Origin of the sequence: Capnocytophaga sp. oral taxon 329 str. F0087, assembly GCF_000213295.2 — a bacterium.
Taxonomy (GTDB): Bacteria; Bacteroidota; Bacteroidia; order Flavobacteriales; family Flavobacteriaceae; genus Capnocytophaga; species Capnocytophaga leadbetteri_A.
The window spans coordinates 32,227-54,713 of sequence record NZ_KN389990.1; the positions used below are offsets into that span (position 1 = coordinate 32,227).

Annotated in this window: 21 protein-coding genes; 19 read left to right on the forward strand and 2 right to left on the reverse strand. The window is 41.3% G+C overall.

The genetic code is table 11. The annotated features are described in order from the left end of the window. Nucleotides 1-16: 16 nt before the first annotated feature. From HMPREF9074_RS03030 to ilvA, 10 genes are all read left to right on the forward strand, one after another. Nucleotides 17-1,756, forward strand: a complete 1,740-nt coding sequence (locus HMPREF9074_RS03030) for an endo-dextranase (RefSeq protein WP_034539645.1) — start codon at nt 17-19, stop codon at nt 1,754-1,756. Nucleotides 1,757-1,799: 43 nt separating this feature from the next. Further along, nucleotides 1,800-3,986: a glycoside hydrolase family 97 protein gene (locus tag HMPREF9074_RS03035; protein WP_009389932.1), complete on the forward strand. Its 2,187-nt coding sequence runs from the start codon at nt 1,800-1,802 to the stop codon at nt 3,984-3,986. A gap of 124 nt (nt 3,987-4,110) precedes the next feature. Then, complete coding sequence (locus HMPREF9074_RS03040; RefSeq protein WP_009389934.1) at nt 4,111-5,715, forward strand: DUF6377 domain-containing protein; 1,605 nt, start codon at nt 4,111-4,113, stop codon at nt 5,713-5,715. A gap of 176 nt (nt 5,716-5,891) precedes the next feature. Beyond that, nucleotides 5,892-6,755: a DNA damage-inducible protein D gene (dinD, locus tag HMPREF9074_RS03045; RefSeq protein WP_009389936.1), complete on the forward strand. Its 864-nt coding sequence runs from the start codon at nt 5,892-5,894 to the stop codon at nt 6,753-6,755. Beyond that, nucleotides 6,752-7,561, forward strand: coding sequence for a YwqG family protein (locus HMPREF9074_RS03050; protein WP_009389938.1), 810 nt, complete (start codon nt 6,752-6,754; stop codon nt 7,559-7,561). The genes dinD and HMPREF9074_RS03050 overlap by 4 nt, the downstream gene beginning before the upstream one ends. A gap of 70 nt (nt 7,562-7,631) precedes the next feature. Next, nucleotides 7,632-7,829, forward strand: coding sequence for a hypothetical protein (locus HMPREF9074_RS03055; RefSeq protein WP_009389940.1), 198 nt, complete (start codon nt 7,632-7,634; stop codon nt 7,827-7,829). Beyond that, nucleotides 7,820-8,122: a type II toxin-antitoxin system RelE/ParE family toxin gene (locus tag HMPREF9074_RS03060; protein ID WP_009389942.1), complete on the forward strand. Its 303-nt coding sequence runs from the start codon at nt 7,820-7,822 to the stop codon at nt 8,120-8,122. Before HMPREF9074_RS03055 ends, HMPREF9074_RS03060 begins: the two co-directional genes overlap by 10 nt. A gap of 21 nt (nt 8,123-8,143) precedes the next feature. Then, nucleotides 8,144-10,318, forward strand: coding sequence for a glutamine synthetase III family protein (locus HMPREF9074_RS03065; RefSeq protein ID WP_009389944.1), 2,175 nt, complete (start codon nt 8,144-8,146; stop codon nt 10,316-10,318). Between the two features lie 14 nt (nt 10,319-10,332). Next, nucleotides 10,333-11,154, forward strand: coding sequence for a mechanosensitive ion channel family protein (locus HMPREF9074_RS03070; RefSeq protein WP_009389946.1), 822 nt, complete (start codon nt 10,333-10,335; stop codon nt 11,152-11,154). 41 nt (nt 11,155-11,195) lie between these two features. Beyond that, nucleotides 11,196-12,392 (forward strand): threonine ammonia-lyase, encoded by a 1,197-nt coding sequence (gene ilvA / locus HMPREF9074_RS03075; protein WP_009389948.1) that lies wholly within the window; start codon nt 11,196-11,198, stop codon nt 12,390-12,392. 66 nt (nt 12,393-12,458) lie between these two features. On the opposite strand, the gene hemL is transcribed toward ilvA, so the two are convergent. Then, nucleotides 12,459-13,745 (reverse strand): glutamate-1-semialdehyde 2,1-aminomutase, encoded by a 1,287-nt coding sequence (gene hemL, locus HMPREF9074_RS03080; RefSeq protein ID WP_009389950.1) that lies wholly within the window; start codon nt 13,743-13,745, stop codon nt 12,459-12,461. Between the two features lie 296 nt (nt 13,746-14,041). Further along, on the reverse strand, nt 14,042-14,971 hold the full coding sequence (locus HMPREF9074_RS03085; protein ID WP_009389952.1) for a PfkB family carbohydrate kinase: 930 nt from the start codon (nt 14,969-14,971) through the stop codon (nt 14,042-14,044). 443 nt (nt 14,972-15,414) lie between these two features. Here HMPREF9074_RS03085 and HMPREF9074_RS03090 point away from each other — a divergent pair, with 443 nt between their 5' ends. The 9 genes from HMPREF9074_RS03090 to HMPREF9074_RS03130 all read left to right on the forward strand — a co-directional run. Then, nucleotides 15,415-16,041 carry a hypothetical protein gene (locus HMPREF9074_RS03090; RefSeq protein ID WP_009389956.1) on the forward strand — a complete coding sequence of 209 codons (627 nt, stop codon included), beginning with the start codon at nt 15,415-15,417 and terminating at the stop codon, nt 16,039-16,041. Nucleotides 16,042-16,057: 16 nt separating this feature from the next. Continuing rightward, complete coding sequence (locus tag HMPREF9074_RS03095) at nt 16,058-16,471, forward strand: Imm53 family immunity protein (protein WP_009389958.1); 414 nt, start codon at nt 16,058-16,060, stop codon at nt 16,469-16,471. A 21-nt stretch (nt 16,472-16,492) separates the two neighbouring features. Then, nucleotides 16,493-16,837 carry a hypothetical protein gene (locus tag HMPREF9074_RS03100; protein ID WP_009389960.1) on the forward strand — a complete coding sequence of 115 codons (345 nt, stop codon included), beginning with the start codon at nt 16,493-16,495 and terminating at the stop codon, nt 16,835-16,837. Nucleotides 16,838-16,883: 46 nt separating this feature from the next. Further along, nucleotides 16,884-17,321 (forward strand): SMI1/KNR4 family protein, encoded by a 438-nt coding sequence (locus tag HMPREF9074_RS03105; protein ID WP_009389962.1) that lies wholly within the window; start codon nt 16,884-16,886, stop codon nt 17,319-17,321. Between the two features lie 206 nt (nt 17,322-17,527). After that, the gene (gene thrS / locus HMPREF9074_RS03110) at nt 17,528-19,471 is read left to right on the forward strand and encodes a threonine--tRNA ligase (RefSeq protein ID WP_009389964.1); all 1,944 of its coding nucleotides are present in this window, start codon (nt 17,528-17,530) and stop codon (nt 19,469-19,471) included. A gap of 90 nt (nt 19,472-19,561) precedes the next feature. Next, nucleotides 19,562-20,107 carry a translation initiation factor IF-3 gene (gene infC / locus HMPREF9074_RS03115; RefSeq protein WP_084063412.1) on the forward strand — a complete coding sequence of 182 codons (546 nt, stop codon included), beginning with the start codon at nt 19,562-19,564 and terminating at the stop codon, nt 20,105-20,107. 65 nt (nt 20,108-20,172) lie between these two features. After that, entirely contained in the window at nt 20,173-20,370 is a 198-nt protein-coding gene (gene rpmI, locus HMPREF9074_RS03120) for a 50S ribosomal protein L35 (RefSeq protein WP_009389967.1), read from the forward strand. A gap of 99 nt (nt 20,371-20,469) precedes the next feature. Beyond that, nucleotides 20,470-20,814 (forward strand): 50S ribosomal protein L20, encoded by a 345-nt coding sequence (rplT, locus tag HMPREF9074_RS03125; RefSeq protein WP_009389968.1) that lies wholly within the window; start codon nt 20,470-20,472, stop codon nt 20,812-20,814. A 92-nt stretch (nt 20,815-20,906) separates the two neighbouring features. Next, a partial coding sequence (locus HMPREF9074_RS03130; RefSeq protein ID WP_084063414.1) for an ATP-binding protein occupies nt 20,907-22,487 on the forward strand: 1,581 nt, incomplete at its 3' end.

A 22,487-nucleotide genomic window follows, 5' to 3' on the forward strand; every position in this document is an offset into this window, starting at 1 on the left:
GCAACCCTCTTTCAAAATGAAAATCTTATATACTTTATTCTTCGCCACTACGCTCAGCCTCTTCTCTTGCGAGAAGAACGACACACCGAGCAATAACCCTATTACTTATGGCGAAACTTATTTGAAAATAGATATCAGCACCGATAAGGCGGTCTACACCCCTGGTAGCACAGTGCGCTTCTCCTTGGCGAGTATGCCCTCTGGTACTTACAAAGTACGCTACTCTTACTTAGGAGAAGTTATTAAAGAAGAACCTCTTACCAGCACCTCTTGGCAATGGGTAACCCCTGCTGATGACTATCGAGGTTATTTGGTGGAAATCTGCCAAGAAGCTGGCGGTAAACAAAATACTTACGGCAGTATCGCTGTGGATGTATCTTCTGATTGGACAAAATTCCCTCGCTATGGCTTCTTGTCTTCTTACGGCAAAAACGAGCCTATTGAGAAGAATATCGACTTTATGAATCGCTGTCACATCAATGGTATTCAGTTCTACGACTGGATGTACGACCACCACAAACCGCTGGCTGGCACTCCTCAAAACCCTGCTAATGAGTGGCCTGACCTTTTCAAACGCCCCACTTTTCTTTCTACTGTACGCGGCTATATCAGTGCTGCTCATAGCAAGGGTATGAAAGCGATGTTTTACAATTTGGCTTTCGGGGCACTTAAAAATGCGGAAGCCGATGGGGTTTCCAAAGAGTGGTTTCTCTATAAAGATAACCAGCACAAAGAGAAAGATGCGCACGTGTTAGGAGACTTTGCCCGTAGTAGTATCTACCTCACCAACCCTGGCAATGCGCATTGGCAAAACTACTTAGCAGGACGCAACAGCGATGTCTATGCCGTTTTTGGTTTCGATGGCTATCATATCGACCAACTCGGAGGGCGTGGCACGGTATACGATTACAATGGCAATAGTGTAGACCTCTTGCCTCAGTACGCTTCGTTTATCAATGCTATGAAAAGCGCACACCCTAACAAGCGCCTTGTGATGAACGCGGTAGGGCAATATGGTCAAACCGAAATTGCAGGTACCAATAAAGTGGATTTTCTCTATACCGAAGTATGGGACGAAAAAACCTACGACCAGTTGGCACGTATTATCCTCGACAACTACAATCGTAGCAACAACCAACTCAAAACCGTGTTGGCTGCCTATATGGATTACGAAAAATCTAAGAATGCAGGTTTTGTAAACGAACCTGGCGTATTGCTCACCAATGCCGTGATTTTTGCCTTCGGAGGGGCTCATTTAGAGATAGGTGAACACTACCTCGCCAATGAGTATTTTCCTAACAAAAACCTTCAAATGAAAGCCGACCTCAAAAAAGCGCTCATCACCTACTACGATTTCTTGGTAGCTTACCAAAACCTATTGCGCGATGGCGGTAGCTATACCTCAGCTCAAGTAACTGCCGAAAATGCAACCATAGCGGCTTGGCCTGCAGCGAAGGATAAAGTGGCGGCTCTCACCAAAACCGTGAACGGCAAGGATATAGTGCACCTTATCAATTTCAACGGGGTAACCTCTATGGACTGGCGTGATACCAATGGTACTCAAAAGAAACCTACCACAGTAACTGACCTTAAAACTACTGTTGCTGTAACCGCACAACCCAAAAAAGTGTGGTTTGCTAGTCCCGACCTCTTTGGCGGTGCTCCTCGTGCCGTAGAATTTACCTATAACAACAACCAAATTACCTTCACCCTCCCCTCCCTCAGCTATTGGGATATGGTGGTGATAGAGTATTAATGAGAAAATTAGCTAATTGACTAATCAACAAATTGACAAATCAATGAGATTTCTTACTTTCATAACAATAACCATCCTCTCCTGTGCTACTGCTGTAGCGCAGGAGTTATTTTCGCCTAACAAAGTGCTAAAACTCTCTTTTTCGCTCAGCGCGGAAGGTACTCCTACCTATTCGCTTTTTTACAAGGGAAAAGAAGTGGTTAAACCGAGTAGATTAGGTATTGAACTATTTAGCTCTAACGAAGTGAAATTTGGCACTGAAATCACCAAAAAAGAGGGAGCAAACACCTCTCTCTACCATAACTTTGAAGTGGTGAATACCCAAAATACAACCGTTGATGAAACTTGGCAACCCGTATGGGGCGAAAGCCAAAATATTCGCAACCACTACAACGAACTATTGGTGAGCCTTAAACAGAAGGATACCCACCGAGAGATGAACCTGCGTTTTAGATTGTTTGACGACGGATTGGGCTTCCGCTATGAGTTCCCCGAACAAAAGCAAATGCCTTACTTTGTAATTAAAGAAGAACGCACTGAGTTTGCAATGACGGGCAATCACCAAGCGTGGTGGATACCCGGCGATTACGATACCCAAGAGTACGACTATCAGCAATCGCGCCTCTCCGAAATACGCGCTATCAACCAAAAAGGACGTCAGGCAAATTTAGCACAAACAGGCTTTTCGGATACGGGCGTACAAACTGCTTTGATGCTCAAAACTGACGATGGTCTGTACATCAACCTGCACGAAGCTGCTTTGGTAAACTACGGAGCGATGCACCTCAACCTCAACGACAAGACTTTCGTGTTCCAATCGTGGATTACCCCTGATGCTAACGGCGCCAAAGGTTATATGCAAACCCCTGCCCAAACCCCTTGGCGTACAGTAATTGTTAGCGATGATGCCCGCGATATTTTGGCTTCGGATATCACTCTCAACCTCAACGAACCTTGCGCTTTGGCTGATACCTCTTGGATTCACCCAATGAAGTACATAGGGGTATGGTGGGAAATGATTACCGGTATGAAAGAATGGTCGTATACTTACGATGTGCCCAGTGTACATATAGGTAAAACTGATTACACCACCCTCAAACCCCACGGCAAACACGGAGCTACTACCGAAAATGTGAAGAAATACATCGACTTTGCTGCCGAAAATGGTTTTGATGGCGTACTGGTAGAAGGTTGGAACATAGGGTGGGAAGATTGGTTTGGACATTCCAAAGATTTGGTATTCGACTTCCAAACACCTTACCCCGATTTTGATATCGAAGCTATTCACCAATACGCCAAAAGCAAGGGAATTAAGATGATTATGCACCACGAAACCTCCTCGTCTATCCGCAACTACGAGCGTTTTATGGATAAAGCCTATCAGCTAATGAACAAATACGAATACCCTGCCGTAAAAAGCGGTTATGTAGGGAATATCATTCCGCGAGGCGAAAACCATTACAGTCAGTGGGTGAACAATCACTACCTTTATGCTATTAAAAAAGCTGCTGACTACCGCATTATGGTGAATGCTCACGAGGCAGTGCGCCCTACGGGTTTGTGTCGTACCTATCCTAACCTCATAGGCAACGAGTCAGCACGCGGAGGTGAATACCAAGCCTTTGGCGGTAGTAAGCCTAACCACGTGTGCGTGTTGCCCTTCACCCGACTCATAGGCGGACCAATGGACTATACCCCTGGGGTGTTTGAAATGGACATCAGCAAGAACAACCCCAACAACCATTCACACTGCAATGCCACTTTGGCAAACCAATTGGCATTGTACGTAACGATGAGCAGTCCGCTGCAAATGGCATCTGACCTTCCTGAGAACTATCGCCGTTTCCCTGATGCTTTTCAGTTTATCAAAGAGGTTGCCCTCGATTGGAGCGAAAGCCACTATTTAGAAGCTGAACCAGGGGCTTATATCACTGTGGCGCGCAAAGCCAAAGGCACTCGCAATTGGTTTGTAGGCAATACAGCCGGCAAGGATTTCACCTCCAAGATTCATTTCAGTTTCTTAGAGCCCAAAACTACTTATGTAGCCACTATCTATGCCGATGCCGAAGATGCCAACTATCAAACTAATCCACAAGCCTATACCATTCAAAAAGTATTGGTGACCAACAAGAGCAAGCTCACCCTGCACTCAGTAGCAGGTGGGGGTTATGCCATTAGCTTGTACCCCCTCACCGATAAGGCACAAGCCAAAGGATTAAAAAAACAATAGCAATTACAGTAATAATAGTGAAAAAGCTGCTAAGCACTTTGCTTAGCAGCTTTTTTTCCAATTTACAAATTTGCTAATTTGGTAATTATTCTTATTTTTGCATTTGAAAAATTAATGTTTGAAAATGAAGTACAAAGCTCTTATCATATTTCTCTTGCTATTGTTCCCTTATTACGTTCTTGCCCAAGTGGAACAAAATAAAACCCTACTCCTTATCAAACAAAAAGACCAATACACCCAGCAAAAAGAACGCAAAATAAAAGAAGCTATCAATTTACTACGAGTGCCTAACGCTTCTGCTGAACAACGCTATGCTATCAACCAACGCCTCTTCGACGAGTTTAAAACTTATATATCCGACTCGGCGGTGTACTATGTGAAACAGAATATCCGCATCGCTGAAGAACTCCAAAAACCCGACCTCCAAAATGATTCGCATCTTTCCCTCGCTTCGCTCTACATCATTTCGGGCAACTACTTAGATGCTGCAGACCTGCTTAGAGCTATTGATAAAAACCAACTCCAACAATCTCAGCTCATTCAGTATTATAACTGTTATCTAAATCTCTACAATAATTACGCTTTCAATAGTCCTGATGCTAAAACTTATATTGCCAAAAGCAATACCTATCGCGATCTTCTTCTCAATTTAGTAGATAAAAATACTACCCACTATATCCTTCTCTATGCAGGAGTACTCTCCGATGCTGGTCGTTATGACGAAGCCGAAAAACTTCTCCTTGACCGCTTTGCCCTAATGCACACCGATGAACACGAAAAAGCCGTATTAGGCTATGTGCTTGGCACGCTTTACAAAAAGAAAAAGAATGTACCTAAGCAAATAGAGTACTTTGCTATATCGGCAAGTTGTGACATCAAAGATGCTATTAAAGAAAACGCTTCGATGCTTGAACTTGCTTCAGCACTCTTTCAATTAGGCGAAATAGAGAATGCTTATACCTGCATAAAATCGGCTATGGAAGACGCTACTTTTTGCAATGCTCAGTTGCGCTCAGACGAGGTGATGAAGATTTTTCCTATCATTGAAAAAGCTTATCAAGAGCGTATACACAATCAGAATACCAAACTTCGCAACGCTTTGTTATTAGTAGGATTGTTTGCCGTTTTTCTCATCATTGCTGTTGTATTGGTTACCCGCCAAATGAAGCGAATTACCAAAATACGCAAAGAGCTTTATCACAAAAACCAAGATTTAGAACAACTTAATGAACACTTATGCGAAGTGGTAACACAACTCAATGAAAGCAATGAAGTAAAAGAAGCTTATATAAGCGAGTTTTTCAACTTGTGTTCTGTATATATTACCAAATTAGAAAAATACCAAAAAATGCTCGCCAAAAAAGCAAAAGATCGCAATTGGGAAGAACTCAACAAAGTTCTTCGTTCTACTGAGATGATAGAGCAAGAGCTTAAAGAATTCTACAAGTTATTTGATGATATTTTCTTTCACCTATTTCCTAATTTTATCACAGAGTTCAATGCTCTGTTAGCTGAAGAGGAGCGTTTTGATCCTAAGTCTCATAAAATGCCCCCTGAGTTGCGTATCTTTGCGCTTATTCGCTTGGGTATTACCGATAGCTCTAAAATAGCTACTTTCTTACATTATTCCACTAATACCATCTACAACTATCGTACTCGAGTACGCAACAAAGCCATCGTTCCCCGAGAATCTTTTGAGGAAATGGTAATGAAAATTGATAAACGATAATCTTATATACTTAAAATTGCACTTACTACTGGAACTTACAGTAGTATATTTTTCTGCTCTTGGGTAGGTTTGCTAATTATATAGTATTTTTGCCGTTAGTAATGGGTGATCATAAGAAATTATAAGTTCGATGATGTGCTTTTTCACTGGGAAGATAATTATTAAACCAACATATTATGGATAAAAACAGTATTTTGCAGTATAAAAACCAGTTTGATGGTATTACTCGTCATATAGAGAGTGAAGATGCCAAAGAGCAAATAGAGGTTTGGTTTGCTCGTGAATTGCAAACTATATTAGGCTATGCCCGTTGGGAGAACTTTTTGGTAGCGATACACAGGGCAGTGGCTTCGTGTAAGTCGCAGCAAATCAATGTAGATGACCATTTTCGTGAGGTCACGAAAATGGTCGAATTAGGTAGTGGTTCGAAGCGTGAAATTATGGATTTTATGCTTACTCGTTATGCTTGCTATCTCATTGCTCAGAATGGCGACCCTAAAAAGGAAGAAGTGGCTTTTGCTCAGAGTTATTTTGCTGTGCAAACCCGCAAGGCAGAACTTATAGAAGAACGTCTTAACTTGCTTTCTCGTTTAGAAACGCGCGATAAACTCAGAAGTGCTGAAAAGCAACTTTCGCAAAACATTTATGAGCGTGGCGTTGATGATAAAGGCTTTGCGCGTATCCGCTCTAAAGGTGATACCGCTCTTTTTGGCGGACATACTACTGAGGATATGAAGCTGCGGTTGGGAGTGAAAGCTAACAGACCTTTGGCTGATTTCTTGCCAACGCTTACGATTGCTGCTAAAAACCTCGCTACTGAAATGACTAATTACAATGTGGAAAGTAATGATTTGCACGGCGAATCTGCTATTACACAGGAACACGTACAGAATAATCAAAGTGTGCGACAAATGTTAGGTCAGCGTGGTATCAAGCCAGAAGAATTGCCTCCCGCTGAAGATATTAAGAAATTAGAACGTAAAGTCGCACGCGATGAGAAAACAATTGCTGAAAACTCTCAAAAATTACCTAAAATATGATTCCGACACAAGCACAAATTGAAGAGTTCGTTTTAAATCTTGAAGTGCTTACCCAACGGGAGGTGATTGGCATTGAGCTATCATTAGCTGATGCGTTGGCTGTTACTGATAGTAAGGTTGGGGGAGTGCCTTATATCCCTAAAGAGGGTGCGCTGCCCAGAAGTGCCGAGGGCAAACCGCTGTTTATGTTGGCGCAAATCAACTGCGAGCAATTGCCTGAAAATAGTCTGTACCCTAAAAAGGGTCTTTTGCAGTTTTGGATTGCTGATACTGAAGACTATCTGTATGGGATAGACTTTGATAACCCTTGTAGCAATGATAATAAACGGGTGCTTTACTACCCAACTATAGGAGAAGCTTTGCCTGCAGAAGCCTTTACAGAGCATTACTCTTTTGAAGATTGTTACTTGCCTTTTGATGCTGATTTGCAGTTTGCCTTACGCTTTACCAAAGGTACTGAAAGTTTTACGCTTTATGATGAAGCTTCTCAAAGGTTTTTTATAGAGAAATGGAATAGTACTTTTGATGATGAAGTGGCGGAAATATGGGATTTACCAGAAGATGTTTTTAAATTATTAGACAAAGCTATCGGGCATAAAATTGGTGGTTATCCTTACTTTACTCAATACGACCCTCGCAAGGAAGGAGATTCTCATACCTTTTTGTTGCTGCAAATAGATAGTGATGAGGTAGAAGGGAAAGAAATTTTGTGGGGTGATTGTGGTGTGGCTAATTTCTTTATCAGTCCTGAAGATATGGCTAATTGTAAATTTGACGATGTATTATATAACTGGGATTGCAGTTAAAAAATAGCCACTAATAATTTGTTGGTTGATATTTATTTTTTAATTTTGCTAAAAAATAAGAGATTTGTTTATGAAAACATCTGTATTAGAAGAATTAGGAACAGCCCAAAAGGTGTTTGTTCCATTTTCTGAAGAAGTATCTATAAAATACCAAATGACAGCAGCTGAAGAGAGCGCTGTTTTAAGGGGACTTAATGATAAGAAATTAGGGAAAGTTTCTTCGCAAGAAGAAGTAGAACAAGAAATGGAAGCTCTATTATGGTCGTAGAATGGACTGAACAAGCAAAAATAGAGCTTAAAGAGATACTTCTGTACTGGAAAAAACATAATAAAAGCAATTTGTACTCTGTGAAATTGAATGCAGAAGTACAAAGGGTTGTTAAGGATTTAGTAAGATTTCCTTATCTATGGGCAGAAGTAGAAGGATATGAGAATATACGCAGAGCATTAGTTTTCTTCAATTATTCTATATTCTACCTAATAGAAAAAAATACTATTACCATTCTGTCTTTTTGGGATAACAGAAGAAATCCTGAAGAATTAGAACTATTTAATTCATAAATCTTCTAACACTTAATCTTTATGTTACGATTTAACGCCCTTAATAGTGTACAAAATAAGAAGCCCTTACAAGTGGCTGAAAATGGCAAACGCTCTGAATTGTTTGCTATCAATGTGTTTAACGAGGTGGCGATGCGTCAGTTGATGACGCGTGATGCTTTTGATGCGGTAATGAACGCTATTCAATACGGCACCAAAATAGACCGTCGTGTGGCTGACCAAGTGGCCGCAGCTATGCGCGATTGGGCTATCTCGAAAGGGGCTACCCATTATACGCACTGGTTTCAGCCTTTGACAGGAGGTACTGCCGAAAAACACGATGCTTTCTTTGAGCCCGTAACGCGCGATAGTGCTATAGAACGTTTTTCGGGTAATCAGCTGGTGCAACAGGAGTCCGATGCGTCTAGCTTCCCTAACGGGGGTATCCGCAATACTTTTGAAGCACGAGGTTATACGGCTTGGGACCCTTCGTCGCCGCCTTTCGTATACGGTACAGTGCTCTGTATTCCTACTATTTTCATCGCTTATACGGGTGAGGCCTTGGATAACAAAACGCCGCTACTCAAAGCACTGAGTGCTATAGACCAAGCTGCTACTGAGGTGGCTCGTTATTTTGATAAGAACGTTAGCAAGGTGACTTGTACGTTAGGGTGTGAACAAGAGTATTTTCTGATTGACAGAACGCTTGCTAATACGCGTCCGGATTTGATGATTACCGGCAGAACGCTCTTAGGGCACGAAGCGGCTAAAGGGCAACAGCTTGATGACCATTATTTGGGGGCTATCCCGAGCAGGGTGCTTGCCTATATGCGCGATTTGGAACAAGAGTGTTTGTTGCTCGGCATTCCGGTAAAAACGCGCCATAATGAGGTAGCGCCTAATCAGTTTGAGTTGGCTCCTATCTTTGGGGAAGCTAACTTGGCAGTAGACCAAAACTCGCTGCTGATGGACGTGATGCGTAAGGTGGCTGAACGTCACGACTTCGTGGTGCTATTTCACGAAAAACCTTTTGCAGGCGTAAACGGTTCGGGTAAACACAACAACTGGTCGCTGGTGACCGATACAGGGGTGAATCTCTTTGCCCCGAGCAAGACTCCTCAGAAAAACTTACAATTCCTCACTTTCTTCATCTGTACTATCAAGGCAGTACACGAGTATGAGCCTTTGTTGCGCGCTTCGGTAGCCTCGGCTACTAATGACTATCGTCTGGGAGCAAATGAGGCTCCGCCTGCTATAGTGTCGGTATTTATAGGCGAACAGCTGAACAAGGTACTTGATGCACTGGAGAATATGTCGGGTGAGGAGGTTTCTGGTAAAGATAAGACTGAACTTAAGTTGAATGTGGTAGGGAAGATACCAGACCTTTTCCTTGATACTACTGACCGCAATCGCACGTCGCCGTTTGCTTTCACCGGTAATAAATTTGAGTTTCGCGCGGTAGGTTCTAAAGCCAATTGCGGCAAGCCTATGATGGTGCTTAACACTATAGTGGCCAAGCAGCTTATCGATTTCAAAAAAGAAGTAGATAGCCTAATAGAGGGCGGAATGAAGAAAGAAGATGCTATCTTTAGGGTATTGCGCGCTTATGTGAAGAGCTCTAAGGCTATCCGTTTTGAAGGCGATGGTTATAGCAAGGCGTGGGAAGAAGAGGCTGCCCGTAGAGGACTTTCTAATCATAAGACTACCCCTGAAGCGCTAAGAGAAAACATTACTGATAAAGCGATTGCTCTCTTTGAAGAAATGGGAGTACTGAGTAAAGTAGAGCTTATTGCCCGTTATGAAATTGCTCTTGAGGAATACGTGAAAACAGTGCAGATAGAGTCGCGTGTATTGGGCGATATTGCGCGTAACCACGTGGTACCTACTGCCGTGCGCTACCAAAATACGCTGATAGAAAACGTGCGCGGGCTCAAAGAGATTTTTGGTGATGCTTATCAGGAAGTGGCTTCGGAGCAAATAGACCTTATTAGGCATATTTCTGAGCACATAAAGGTGATACACAGCACTGTAGAGGCAATGATTGAAGCGAGAAAACGCGCTAACCATCTGGCTACTTTCGTAGAAAGAGCCGATGCTTATTGCAATGAGGTAAAACCATTCTTTGATGAGATACGTTACCACTGTGATAAACTAGAACTGATGATTGACGATGAGCTGTGGACTCTTACTAAATATCGCGAACTTTTATTTAACTAATAGCTAACTTAAGTATGACAGAAATTACTACTTCAGACCTTCAAATACTTTTGAAGACTTGGACTACTGACCTTATTAAATACGTGCCTACCTTGCTCGGTACTATCGCGCTTTATTACGCAGGTAGGTATATCATTCGCTTTATAACTAAGTTGATAAAGCGCATAATGGAGCGCCGCCAAGTAGACCTTGCCCTACAGAACTTCTTATTGCAGGTAGTGCGCTGGGTGCTCTACATTGCGCTCTTCCTGACCATAGTACAGGTGATAGGACTGCCCGCTACCCAGTTTATTGCTATCATTACCAGTGGTTTCGTAGCAATTGGCTTAGCATTGCAGGGGTCTCTTTCTAACTTTGCTAGCGGTATAATGATATTGATATTCAAGCCTTTCCGTGTGAGTGATACTATAGAGGCTAACGGACAAAAAGGAACGGTTAAAAACATAGGGCTATTTGCTACAACGCTCAATAAACCTAATAACGAAGAGGCCATCATACCTAATACACAGCTGTTTGGTAATAGTATTATCAACTACAGCCGAGAAGAAAAAAGAAGGGTATATGTGTTAGTAGGTATAGGCTATAGCTCTAGCATACAGAAAGCACGCGAGATATTGCTAGAGATAGCTCGGCAAGAGCCCTTAGCCCTTAAAGACCCTGAGCCTGTAGTGTATGTAGAAGCCCTTGCCGATAGCTCGGTAAACCTATCATTGCGCTATTGGTGTATGAACGCTGACTATTTTACCTGCTATTTTCGTACGTTAGAGACTATTAAAGAGCGCTTTGATGCTGCTGGAGTAGAAATACCTTTCCCACAAGTACAAGTGCATCAATAAGCCGATATATTAATAAATTGACACATTAACTTTATAATAATATGAAATTGCAAGATTTTACTACCGCACGCGAGCATTTGCAAAAAGTGCTCTTACCTACGCATCTTATTTACAGTCCGATTTTTAGTGAAGAATCAGGAAATCAGATTTATATAAAGCCTGAAAACTTACAGAAGACAGGCGCCTTTAAGATACGTGGGGCTTATAACAAGATTAATAAACTTACTGAAGAAGAGAAGAAGCGCGGTGTGATAGCTTCGTCAGCAGGCAACCACGCGCAAGGGGTAGCCTATGCAGCTCGCGAGCTCGGCATCAAAGCGGTGATAGTAATGCCTAAAACTACCCCCTTGATAAAAGTACAATCGACTAAAAAGTATGGCGCTGAGGTAGTGCTTTACGGCGATGTGTATGACGATGCTTACCAGAAAGCTAAAGAGCTTGAAGCGCAAGAAGGATATGTATTTGTTCACCCTTTTGACGATATTGATGTATTAGAAGGACAAGGTACTATCGCCCTCGAAATACTAGAAGAAATGCCCGATGCTGAGGTGATAGTAGTACCTATAGGCGGTGGGGGACTTATATCGGGTATTGCTGCTGCGGCTAAGATGATTAAGCCTGATATTAAGATAATAGGGGTAGAGCCTAGTGGAGCGGCATCGGCTACTGAAGCCCTTAAGAAGAACAAGGTGGTTACCCTGCCAGAAGCTAATACTATAGCCGATGGTACTGCCGTGAAACGCATTGGCGACCTTACTTTTAACTGTATTAAGCAGTATGTAGATGAGGTGGTAACCGTAGATGACTACGAACTGACTGAAGCCTTTCTACTCTTGGCCGAAAAGCACAAGATTATAGCCGAGAACTCAGGTATATTGCCTTTAGCAGCCCTTAAGAAGCTCAGCGAACGCGGCAAGAAGATAGTGCCTGTAGTCAGTGGCGGTAATATAGATGTACTGATGATATCATCAATGATAAACAAGGGCTTAATAAGCCGCGATCGTATCTTTAACTTTGCAGTGAGCATACCTGACCGCCCTGGTGAATTGGCTAAGATTACCCATATCATTGCCGATGTAGGGGCTAATATAGTGAAGTTGGCGCACAACCAATTTAAGAACCTATCGCGCTTCCGCGACAAAGAAGTGCTCATAACGGTAGAGACTAACGGCACTGACCACGTACAGGCACTTGTTGATGCCTTTGCAGCTAAAGGCTATGAAGTAACAGCCAAGTAGAAATAAGATAAAATAAAAGCAAAAAAATAACGGCAAATAGCCGTTATTTTTTTGCTTTATAGGTGCTTATAATTCCATTGTTACTCTTCCGAGTGCTTTAATGGTCTTATCTAAATCTTCATAAGTGATAGCATCATTAAGGAAGTAGCTCTCGAAAGCGCTTGGCGGTAGATAGATGCCCTCGCGTAGCATTCCGTGGAAATACTTCCTAAAACGCGCTGTATCGCTCTTAGCCGATGAAGCAAAATCAGTTACAGGCTCTTCAGTAAAGAAAAGGGTAAACATCGACCCAAAACTGTTGATTTGGTGCGGTATGCCCGACTTCTCAAGCACCGTATGGAAGCCTTCGTGTAGGTAGGCAGTCTTCTTAGCAAGGCTCTCAAATACCTCAGGCTGCTCGTTCAGAGCGGTGAGCATTGCCAGTCCGGCGCTCATCGCCAGAGGGTTACCGCTTAGGGTACCTGCCTGATATACAGGTCCTTCAGGAGCTAAATAGCTCATCACCTCTTTGCTACCTGCAAACGCCCCTACCGGTAGTCCGCCACCAATTACCTTCCCAAAAGTTACAATATCAGCTTTAATGCCAAACACTTCTTGCGCTCCCCCTTTAGCCAAGCGGAAGCCCGTCATCACTTCATCAAATATCAAAAGCGCTCCATTGTCAGTACATAGCTGTCTCAATCCCTCTAGAAAACCTTCAGCAGGAGGTACGCAACCCATATTACCCGCTACAGGCTCGATAATCACGCAGGCTATCTGCTGCGGATTGGCTTCAAAAAGGGCTTTTACTGAACTCAAATCGTTGTAGTTTGCCAAAAGCGTATCTTTGGCAGTCCCTTGCGTTACCCCAGGGCTGTTAGGCGTACCAAAAGTAGCACCACCACTACCCGCTTCTATCAGAAAAGCATCAGAATGGCCGTGATAGCAACCTACGAACTTGATAATCTTCTCTCTGCCGGTATAACCACGCGCTAAGCGTATAGCACTCATACAAGCCTCAGTACCGCTATTCACAAAGCGAATTTTGTCGATATTAGGCACCATAGAGATAGCCAGCTCGGCTATTTGTACTTCTACTTCGGTAGGAATACCAAACGAAGTACCTTTTTTGGCGCGCTCGGTTACAGCCTCAATCACAGGCGGATAAGCGTGCCCTAAGATAAGAGGGCCCCAAGAGGCGATATAATCAATATACTTGCGGTTATCTTCATCGGTCAGATAAGCCCCATTAGCTTCTTTGATGAAAATAGGATTACCCCCTACAGCGTTAAAAGCGCGTACAGGCGAATTAACCCCCCCAGGGAGTACTTGTTGTGCAGCTGCGAATAACTCGCTACTTCTTTTGTAAATCATATCGTTTAGTCTTTAGTTGTTAGTATGTTTTAGTCGCTAGTCCTTAGTCTTTAGTCGTTAGTATGTTTTAGTCGCTAGTCCTTAGTCCTTAGTCTTTAGTCTTTAGTCGCTAGTCCTTAGTCTTTAGTCGTTAGTATGTTTTAGTTGTTAGTCCTTAGTTGTTAGTCGTTAGTATGTTTTAGTCGTTAGTATGTTTTAGTTGTTAGTCATTAGCATCAAAACAGCGTCTCTTTCTAGCGACTAGCGACTAATCACTAACGACTAGCATCTAGCGACTAACGACTAATCACTAACGACTAGTTTCTAACTACTATATCAAACTGTGTTAAGTCTTTAAAATCTTGTAATCGTTCGTACATCTCGTCTTCTGTAAGACTTAACATACGCTCGGTACCAAACTTTTCGATGCAAAACGAGGCTAAATTCGACCCGTGTATAAGGGCATTCTTAAGATTTTCAAAACTATAATCGCCTGTTTTCGCCAAATAACCCGCTATACCACCGGCAAACACATCGCCAGCCCCTGTAGGGTCGAACACTTCAGCTAAAGGTAGGGCAGGGGCAAAGAATACCTTATCGGCGTGGAAAAGCAACGCCCCGTGTTCGCCTTTCTTAATGATAACGTACTTCACACCCATTGCCATAATGCGTTCGGCAGCCTTTACTAAAGCGTACTCACCCGTTAGTTGGCGAGCCTCCTCATCGTTGATAGTCAGCACATCAATGCGGGCAATAACCTCTAAAAGTTCTTTGTGGGTATGGGTCATCCAGTAGTTCATCGTGTCCATTATCACCAATTTCGGAGGGGTACTCATCTGGTCGAGCACCTTCATTTGCACGCAAGGGTGTAGATTGCCGAGCATCACTACTTCGGCATCGGCAAATTGGGTAGGCACAACGGGACAAAAGTCCGCCAAAACATTAAGCTGGGTATCGAGTGTATCGCGTAAGTTCATATCGTTGTGATACTTACCGCTCCAGAAGAAAGTTTTACCGCCAGCTACTACCTCGATGCCCGAGGTATCGATATGCCTCTGAGAGAGCGCATCGATAAAAGCGGAAGGATAATCATCGCCTACCACCGATACTACGGCAGAGGGAGCGTGAAACATAGCGGCTGATAAACTGATATAGTTAGCCGAGCCGCCCATAGTTTTATGGCTTTTTCCGAAAGGAGTTTCAATCTGGTCAAAAGCCATACTCCCTACGATTAGTAATTTACTCATTTGTGTTATAATTTCGGGGCAAAGGTAGGGTATAATTTGCAAATTAGCAAATGGGAAAATTAGCAAATTAGCAAATTTTGGGTGGCAGTAGAATATTTTTCTGGTTTTGGGAGGGTTGGTAGATGGTTGTCCTTTTGGTGATGCTATAGTGTTCCTACAGTGTTCTTATATCCTTCCTATATCTGAAGTAAAGGGGAGGTGTGGGGGAATATTTTTCTGATTTGACAATTTGAAGGTTTGCTAATTTGCGAATTGTTTTGTAGCTTTGCGGTATCAAAATCTTACCCCTATGAAAATGAACACTCCACAAAACTCTTATACCTCTGCTGCTCAGTAGATAAAAGAAGCCTTTTATAAAGTGTGGCACGAGTTAGATACTAATTCGGCAGTTGTAACTGCCGAATTGTAACTTATTGAAAACAATGAATTAAACCACAATTGATATGAATAAGTCATCAGATATTATATTAAATTCTGTCAGAAAGGTAGAGTGGAGAGCGGTAAAGGATCGTTTAGGCTTTATAGATTACAATATAGCTGATATATTGAGCAACCTTATTGATGATGATCCACACAAAAGAAATATCGCTTATTGGCAATTAGACAACCAGATTGTTATACAAGGAGGTCTATCCGAAAGCTGTTTTTATATACTGCCATTTCTTAATGAATTGGTAACTATTACAAACAACAGACTGGAACTCTTAAATATCATTTTTGAAATATTCAATGGTAACGACAGAAATGCGCAAGGCGAGCATATAATAATTAAGTATAATACTGAAATAGAACCGTTTGAGCATTTTATTCCTACTTCAGTAGGGAGGGAAGCCCCTCTTTTACCCTCAATTATAACCTATATGGAAGCTAGCAAAAGTGTTTATCTAAAATTGCTGAATGATATATCTTCTGTAGAAGAACTTGAAACGCTTTTGTATATTATTTTATGTTTTAAACGAGACCCTTTTATCAAAGAATGTTTTTATTCGGCAAAAAATAATGATAAAAATAATACATATGATGAAATTTTTGAGGGTTTTATAGCCGATATTGAAGAGGTGCATTCTTAAAAAAGTAAAACTATTTATGGATAATATAGTAGATTGGTTACAAAATTGGACGATGAGTCAAATAGATGGAGATTGGGAGCACGAGCAGGGTATTTCTATTGGTATGTTAGATAATCCTGGCTGGATTTTAAAGGCTGATATAAGTAATTATGGCGATTTTTTAAAAGCAAGCAAACCTTGGGGCAGAGACAATGATAAGGATTGGATAGATTTTGAAATAAAAATAATTGCTAAGACTTATGTCTACATTGAAATTTTTGGCGACATCAACAAGCTGAATAAAATACTTTACTCTTTTAAAGCGATTATTGAAGAATTAGAAGAAATAGAGAAAAAGGGAAAAGGAATCCTTACAGCCAATAGGATAAAAGAAATAATGGATTCCATATCAAAATCATTGGAAAATACCAACACCATTGCTATTTCTTAACATTTTAATTTATATATCAATATGCAACAAAACAAAACAATAAAAGAGCTTATCAAAGATTATAAGCAATTGCCTTACCCTGGAATAATTTATATCGAAGGAGCAAAAAAAGACAACTATGAAGAGGCAGCATTTTGGGTTTTATCAAGTAAAGAGAAGAAAGAACAAGATTCTGTCGAAACTAAGTATGGAGAAGTCCCCGAATCATTAGCCCAATTTGAAGTAGCTTATTTTTCAGGAGTAGGCATTTTTCAAGACATTATTGACAATAAGTTTGATCATAATGAATTGCTAACTACCGACGATACAGACGTCCTTTTAGGAGCTATTGAACATTACTTTGAGTATGATGATTTTCAGGACTAAAAGTTTTCAACGCTTTACCAATTCATAAAACAAGTATTTTACAAGTATGAAAATAGAAGCAATTAATAAAGGGAGTGAAGCAAAAGCCTTTGCTTTTCAGGAGTTTTTAGGCTTTACCTTGCCTGATGATTATTTTAATTTTTTAGTCCAAAATGACGGCGCTATCATTGATGAAGCCTATTTCTATGTAAAGGATATAGAGGAATACATTATGTTTGATCTTTTCTATGATATAGAAGAATGTATAGAAACCTATGAAGAGTTCAGTGATGATTTTCCCGACAAAAGCCTTGTAATCGGGAGAGACCCAGGAGGAGGGATGCTCCTTTTAGTAACCACAGAGGTAGGTGATTTCTCTAAAGGGATTCATTTTTATGACCATTCTCACTTTTTTGAGGCTTCCAATAGCGATTGTAATACCTACTTTATATGCGATACATTCAGCGAGTTTATAACCATTTTAGAGCATACTACTTTGCCATAAATAGTATTACAGAGGCTGTGCAAAAAGTTTTTCGTGTATACTTACCGTCATATCTCTCCCTTTGAAGTGGGCAGGAGGAATATTAATAATCAATGAATTACAAGAAACTTTTTTGTGTTAATAAATTTTCAAATTTGCTCATTTACTAATTATTTTGTACTTTTGCACTTTCAAATTACAACTACACTAAAAATCAAATAGCAAAAATGATTAAAATTACTCTACCTGATGGCTCTGTAAAAGAGTTTAACAGTGGGATTACCCCTGCTGAAGTAGCGCTAAGCATTAGTGAAGGTTTGGCGCGCAATGTGTTATCTGCCGCTTTCAACGGCAAAACTATAGAAACGGTAACCCCTCTGACCACTGACGGTAGCTTGGTATTATATACGTGGGAGAATCCAGAAGGTAAAAAAGCTTTCTGGCACTCATCTGCTCACATTCTCGCACAGGCCCTCGAAGAGCTATACCCAGGTATTAAGCTCACCATAGGCCCTGCCATTGCCAATGGGTTCTATTACGACGTAGATTTCAACGGCAAACCTATTTCTGAAAAAGATTTCCCTGCAATCGAAGCAAAATTCTTAGAGATAGCCCGCGGTAAGCACGAATTTAAAATGCGCCCCGTGAGCAAAGCCGAAGCGCTATCGTACTACGCAGACAAAAACGAATATAAAACTGAACTTATTGAGGCTCTTGAAGATGGTACTATCACTTTCTGCGACCATAGCACCTTTACCGACCTTTGTCGCGGGGGACATATCCCTAACACAGGCTTTGTAAAGGCAGTGAAAGTACTCAGTGCCGCAGGGGCTTACTGGCGTGGTGATGAGCACAACCCACAGCTAACACGCGTATACGGTATTTCTTTCCCAAAACAGAAAGACCTTACCGAATACCTAACCCTGTTAGAAGAGGCTAAAAAACGCGACCACCGCAAGCTGGGCAAAGAGCTCGAACTCTTTACTTTCTCTAACAAAGTAGGTCAAGGTTTGCCATTGTGGTTGCCCAAAGGAGCTGCCTTGCGCGAGCGTTTAGAGGCTTTCCTTAGAAAAGCACAAAAAGAAGCAGGCTATGAACAAGTAGTTACCCCCCATATAGGGCATAAAAACCTATACGTTACCTCAGGTCACTGGGATAAATATGGCAAAGATAGCTTTCAGCCGATAGCTACCCCTAATGAGGGCGAAGAATACCTATTAAAACCGATGAACTGTCCGCACCACTGCGAGATATACAACTCACACCCTTGGAGTTATAAGGATTTGCCTAAGCGTTTTGCAGAGTTTGGTACGGTATACCGCTACGAACAGAGTGGCGAGCTACACGGACTTACCCGCGTGCGTTGCTTTACCCAAGACGATGCCCACATCTTCTGTACTCCAGAGCAGTTAGATGCTGAGTTTAAGCACGTTATCGACTTGGTATTGTACGTATTCGGCTCGCTTGGGTTCGACAACTTTACCGCTCAGGTATCATTGCGCGACCCTGATAACCCAACTAAATACATCGGTACTGACGAGAATTGGGCAAAAGCGGAAAACGCGATTATCAATGCCGCTAAAGAAAAAGGCTTGAATTATGTGATTGAAACAGGCGAAGCGGCGTTCTACGGTCCTAAACTCGACTTTATGGTGAAAGATGCCTTGGGCAGAAGCTGGCAGCTGGGTACTATACAGGTAGACTATAACTTGCCAGAGCGCTTCGACCTATGGTATAAAGGGGCTGATAATGAGATGCATAGACCGGTGATGATACACCGTGCGCCTTTCGGAAGTATGGAGCGTTTCGTAGCTATTTTGCTCGAGCACACTGCCGGAAACTTCCCGTTATGGCTCAATCCAAATCAAGCAATTGTACTATCATTGAGCGAAAAATATGAAAATTATGCTCAAAAAGTTTTGAGATTGCTAGAAAATTCCGATATTCGCACCCTGATAGACAATCGTGCCGAAACAATGGGCAAAAAAATACGCGAAGCAGAGACCCAAAAAGTGCCTTATATGCTAATTGTAGGCGAGAACGAAGAGAAAGAAGGTACCGTATCGGTGCGCAAACGCGGAGGTGAAGATTTGGGCAGTATGAGCGTAGAGGCTTTTGCTAAACTCATCAATGACGAAGTAGCCGCAACAATTAGCAAATTTGCCAATTAGTCAATACAGAATTGGCAAATCGTCAAATTGGCAAATTGACAAATCGGCAAATCAGAATACTGAAAGTAATTTAAAATTTAGATAGCCATTATTAAGAAAACTAACACACCGGGCAGAGACGACAAAAACCCACATCGCATCAATCGCGAGATTAGAGTGCCAGAGGTTCGTCTGGTAGGAGAAAACATCGAAGGCGGCGTTTATCCTACACGAAAAGCATTAGAAATCGCTGAAGAGCTAGAACTCGACTTAGTAGAGATTTCGCCTAACGCAACCCCTCCAGTTTGTAAAGTAATTGATTACAAAAAATTTCTTTACGAACAGAAGAAGCGTGACAAAGAAATGAAGGCTAAGGCTACCAAAGTAGTCATCAAAGAGATACGCTTTGGCCCTCAGACCGATGACCACGACTATGAGTTTAAAAAGAAACACGGCGAAAAGTTCCTCAAAGAAGGCTCGAAAGTGAAGGCATACGTGTTCTTCAAAGGCCGTTCTATCATCTATAAAGACCAAGGCGAAATACTATTATTGCGCTTGGCTACCGACCTTGAGGACTATGGTAAGGTGGAGCAAATGCCTAAGCTCGAGGGCAAACGTATGACGATGTTCTTAGCACCGCTGCCAAAAAAGAAATAGTTCTGAATTCTAAATTCTGAATAGAAAAGAAACGTACTAATATCGACATAAAATTCAAGAAGCAAATGCCAAAAATTAAAACCAAATCTGGAGCTAAAAAGCGTTTCAAGCTTACCGGCTCTGGAAAAATCAAGAGAAAACACGCGTTTAAGAGCCACATCTTAACTAAGAAAGCTAAAAAACGCAAGTTAGCACTCACCCACGCTACCCTTGTACATACTAATGACGAGGCAAGCGTGAAGAAACAATTAGGCTTAAAATAATTGTTTATTAGTAGGACATTTAATAACCGTGGAGTAGGTACCCCTAAGAGTTTGTTTTAAGCACAAACCACCTGCTACAAAAATTAAAAAAAAGAATTTATGCCAAGATCAGTAAATGCTGTAGCTCGTAGAGCTCGTAGAAAAAAGATAATGAAGCAAGCCAAAGGTTTCTTTGGCCGCAGAAAAAACGTTTGGACAGTAGCCAAGAACGCTGTTGAAAAAGCGATGCAGTACGCTTACCGCGACCGCCGTAATAAGAAGAGAACTTTCCGTGCGCTTTGGATTGTGCGTATCAACGCAGGTGCTCGCCTACACGGACTTTCATACTCTCAATTTATGGGGAAACTAAAAGCGGCTAACATAGAGCTTAACCGTAAAGTTCTTGCCGATTTAGCAATGAACCACGCTGAAGCGTTCAAAGCTATAGTAGAAAAAGTAAAATAAACGTTTAACAAAAGATATTAGTACGAATTAAAAAAGGCTCTCTTCATACAAAAAAGAGAGCCTTTTTTTAATTGATTAAATAAAAATATACTATGGATGCAACAGATATAAAAGTGTTGTTAGAGGTAGGAGAGCGTATCTCTTTTGAATGTAAAAAAGCTGAAAACAACATTCCAAAGTCAGTATGGGAAACCTATTCTTCCTTTGCCAATACTATTGGAGGTATTATTGTTTTAGGCATTACTGAGAATGTCAAATTTGTAGGCGAGGCTAATCATTTTGAAATCACAGGAATTACTAATCCTCAAAAGCTGAGAAAAGAGTTTTTTGATACGCTCAACAGTAATAAAGTAAACCGCAATATCCTTACCGATAGTGATGTTGAAATAATAGATTATGAAGGAGTCCCCTTGATGTGTATCACAGTTCCTCAAGCTGATTATAGGCAACGTCCTATCTATATTAATGGCAATATGATGAATGGTGCCTTTAAACGAAATTATGAAGGAGATTATCACTGTACTGAAGAAGATGTAAAGGCAATGATTCGCGATGCTAATGATAGTGGAAACGATGGAATATTGATAGAGCATTATAATATAGATGATATTGATAGTGCTACCTTTAATGCCTATCGCAACAGATTTAGAACTGCCAATCCCGACCATATTTGGAACGACTATGATGATAAGGATTTTTTACTCAATATAGGCGCTTATATCAGAGATAGAAATACTAGAAGAGAGGGACTTACGTTGGCAGGGCTACTCGTTTTTGGCAAAGGACTTTCTATAAGAGAACGTTTTGACAACATTCGTATGGATTACCTCGATTTTACCAATTTAGAAGAAGAAAGCCGTTGGAGTGACCGTCTAACATATGATGGGCGTTGGGAGAATAACCTTTATAATTTCTTTATGCGAGTGCAGTCAAAGCTCATTAGTGATATTAAGCGTCCATTCAGTCTTAAAGGTATGGAACGCAATGATGATAGCCTACTACACAAAGCTATTCGCGAGGCACTTACAAACTTAATTATTCACGCTGATTATATGCTAACAGGAGTTTTAAAAGTAGAAAAATACGATAATCGCTTTGTGTTTTCTAACCCTGGTTCACTTAAAATACCTGTGGTAGATATTTATGAAGGAGGACATTCCAAAGCACGAAATCCTCATATACAAGCAATACTGAGAATGATTGGGTTTGGTGAGAATATAGGTTCTGGTTTTCCCACTATTTTAGAGGCTTGTAAAAAAGAAAATTGGCGCAGACCTCTATTAGAAGAACGCCCTGACCTACACTTAGTAGAACTTACCCTCTCTATGGTTTCTTTAATATCAGCTGAATGTGAAACACAACTTTTAGAACTCTATGGCAATGACTATAAAGAAGCAGAAAAAGAACAGCAACTTATTTTGGCTACAGCTCTTAGTGAGGGTGTTATAGCTAATAATACCATACAATTACTCCTTGACAAAAACCCGTTAGAAGCAGGAAAATTGCTCTATGCTTTAGTGGCAAAAAATATGTTATTATCCACTAACAAAGGGCGTTGGACTACTTATTCTATTAATGGAAAGTATAGTCAAGGAGTAGAAAACTCAAGGAGTAAAACTCAAGGAGTAGAAAACTCAAGGAGTAAAACTCAAGGAGTAGAAAAGGCAAGGAGT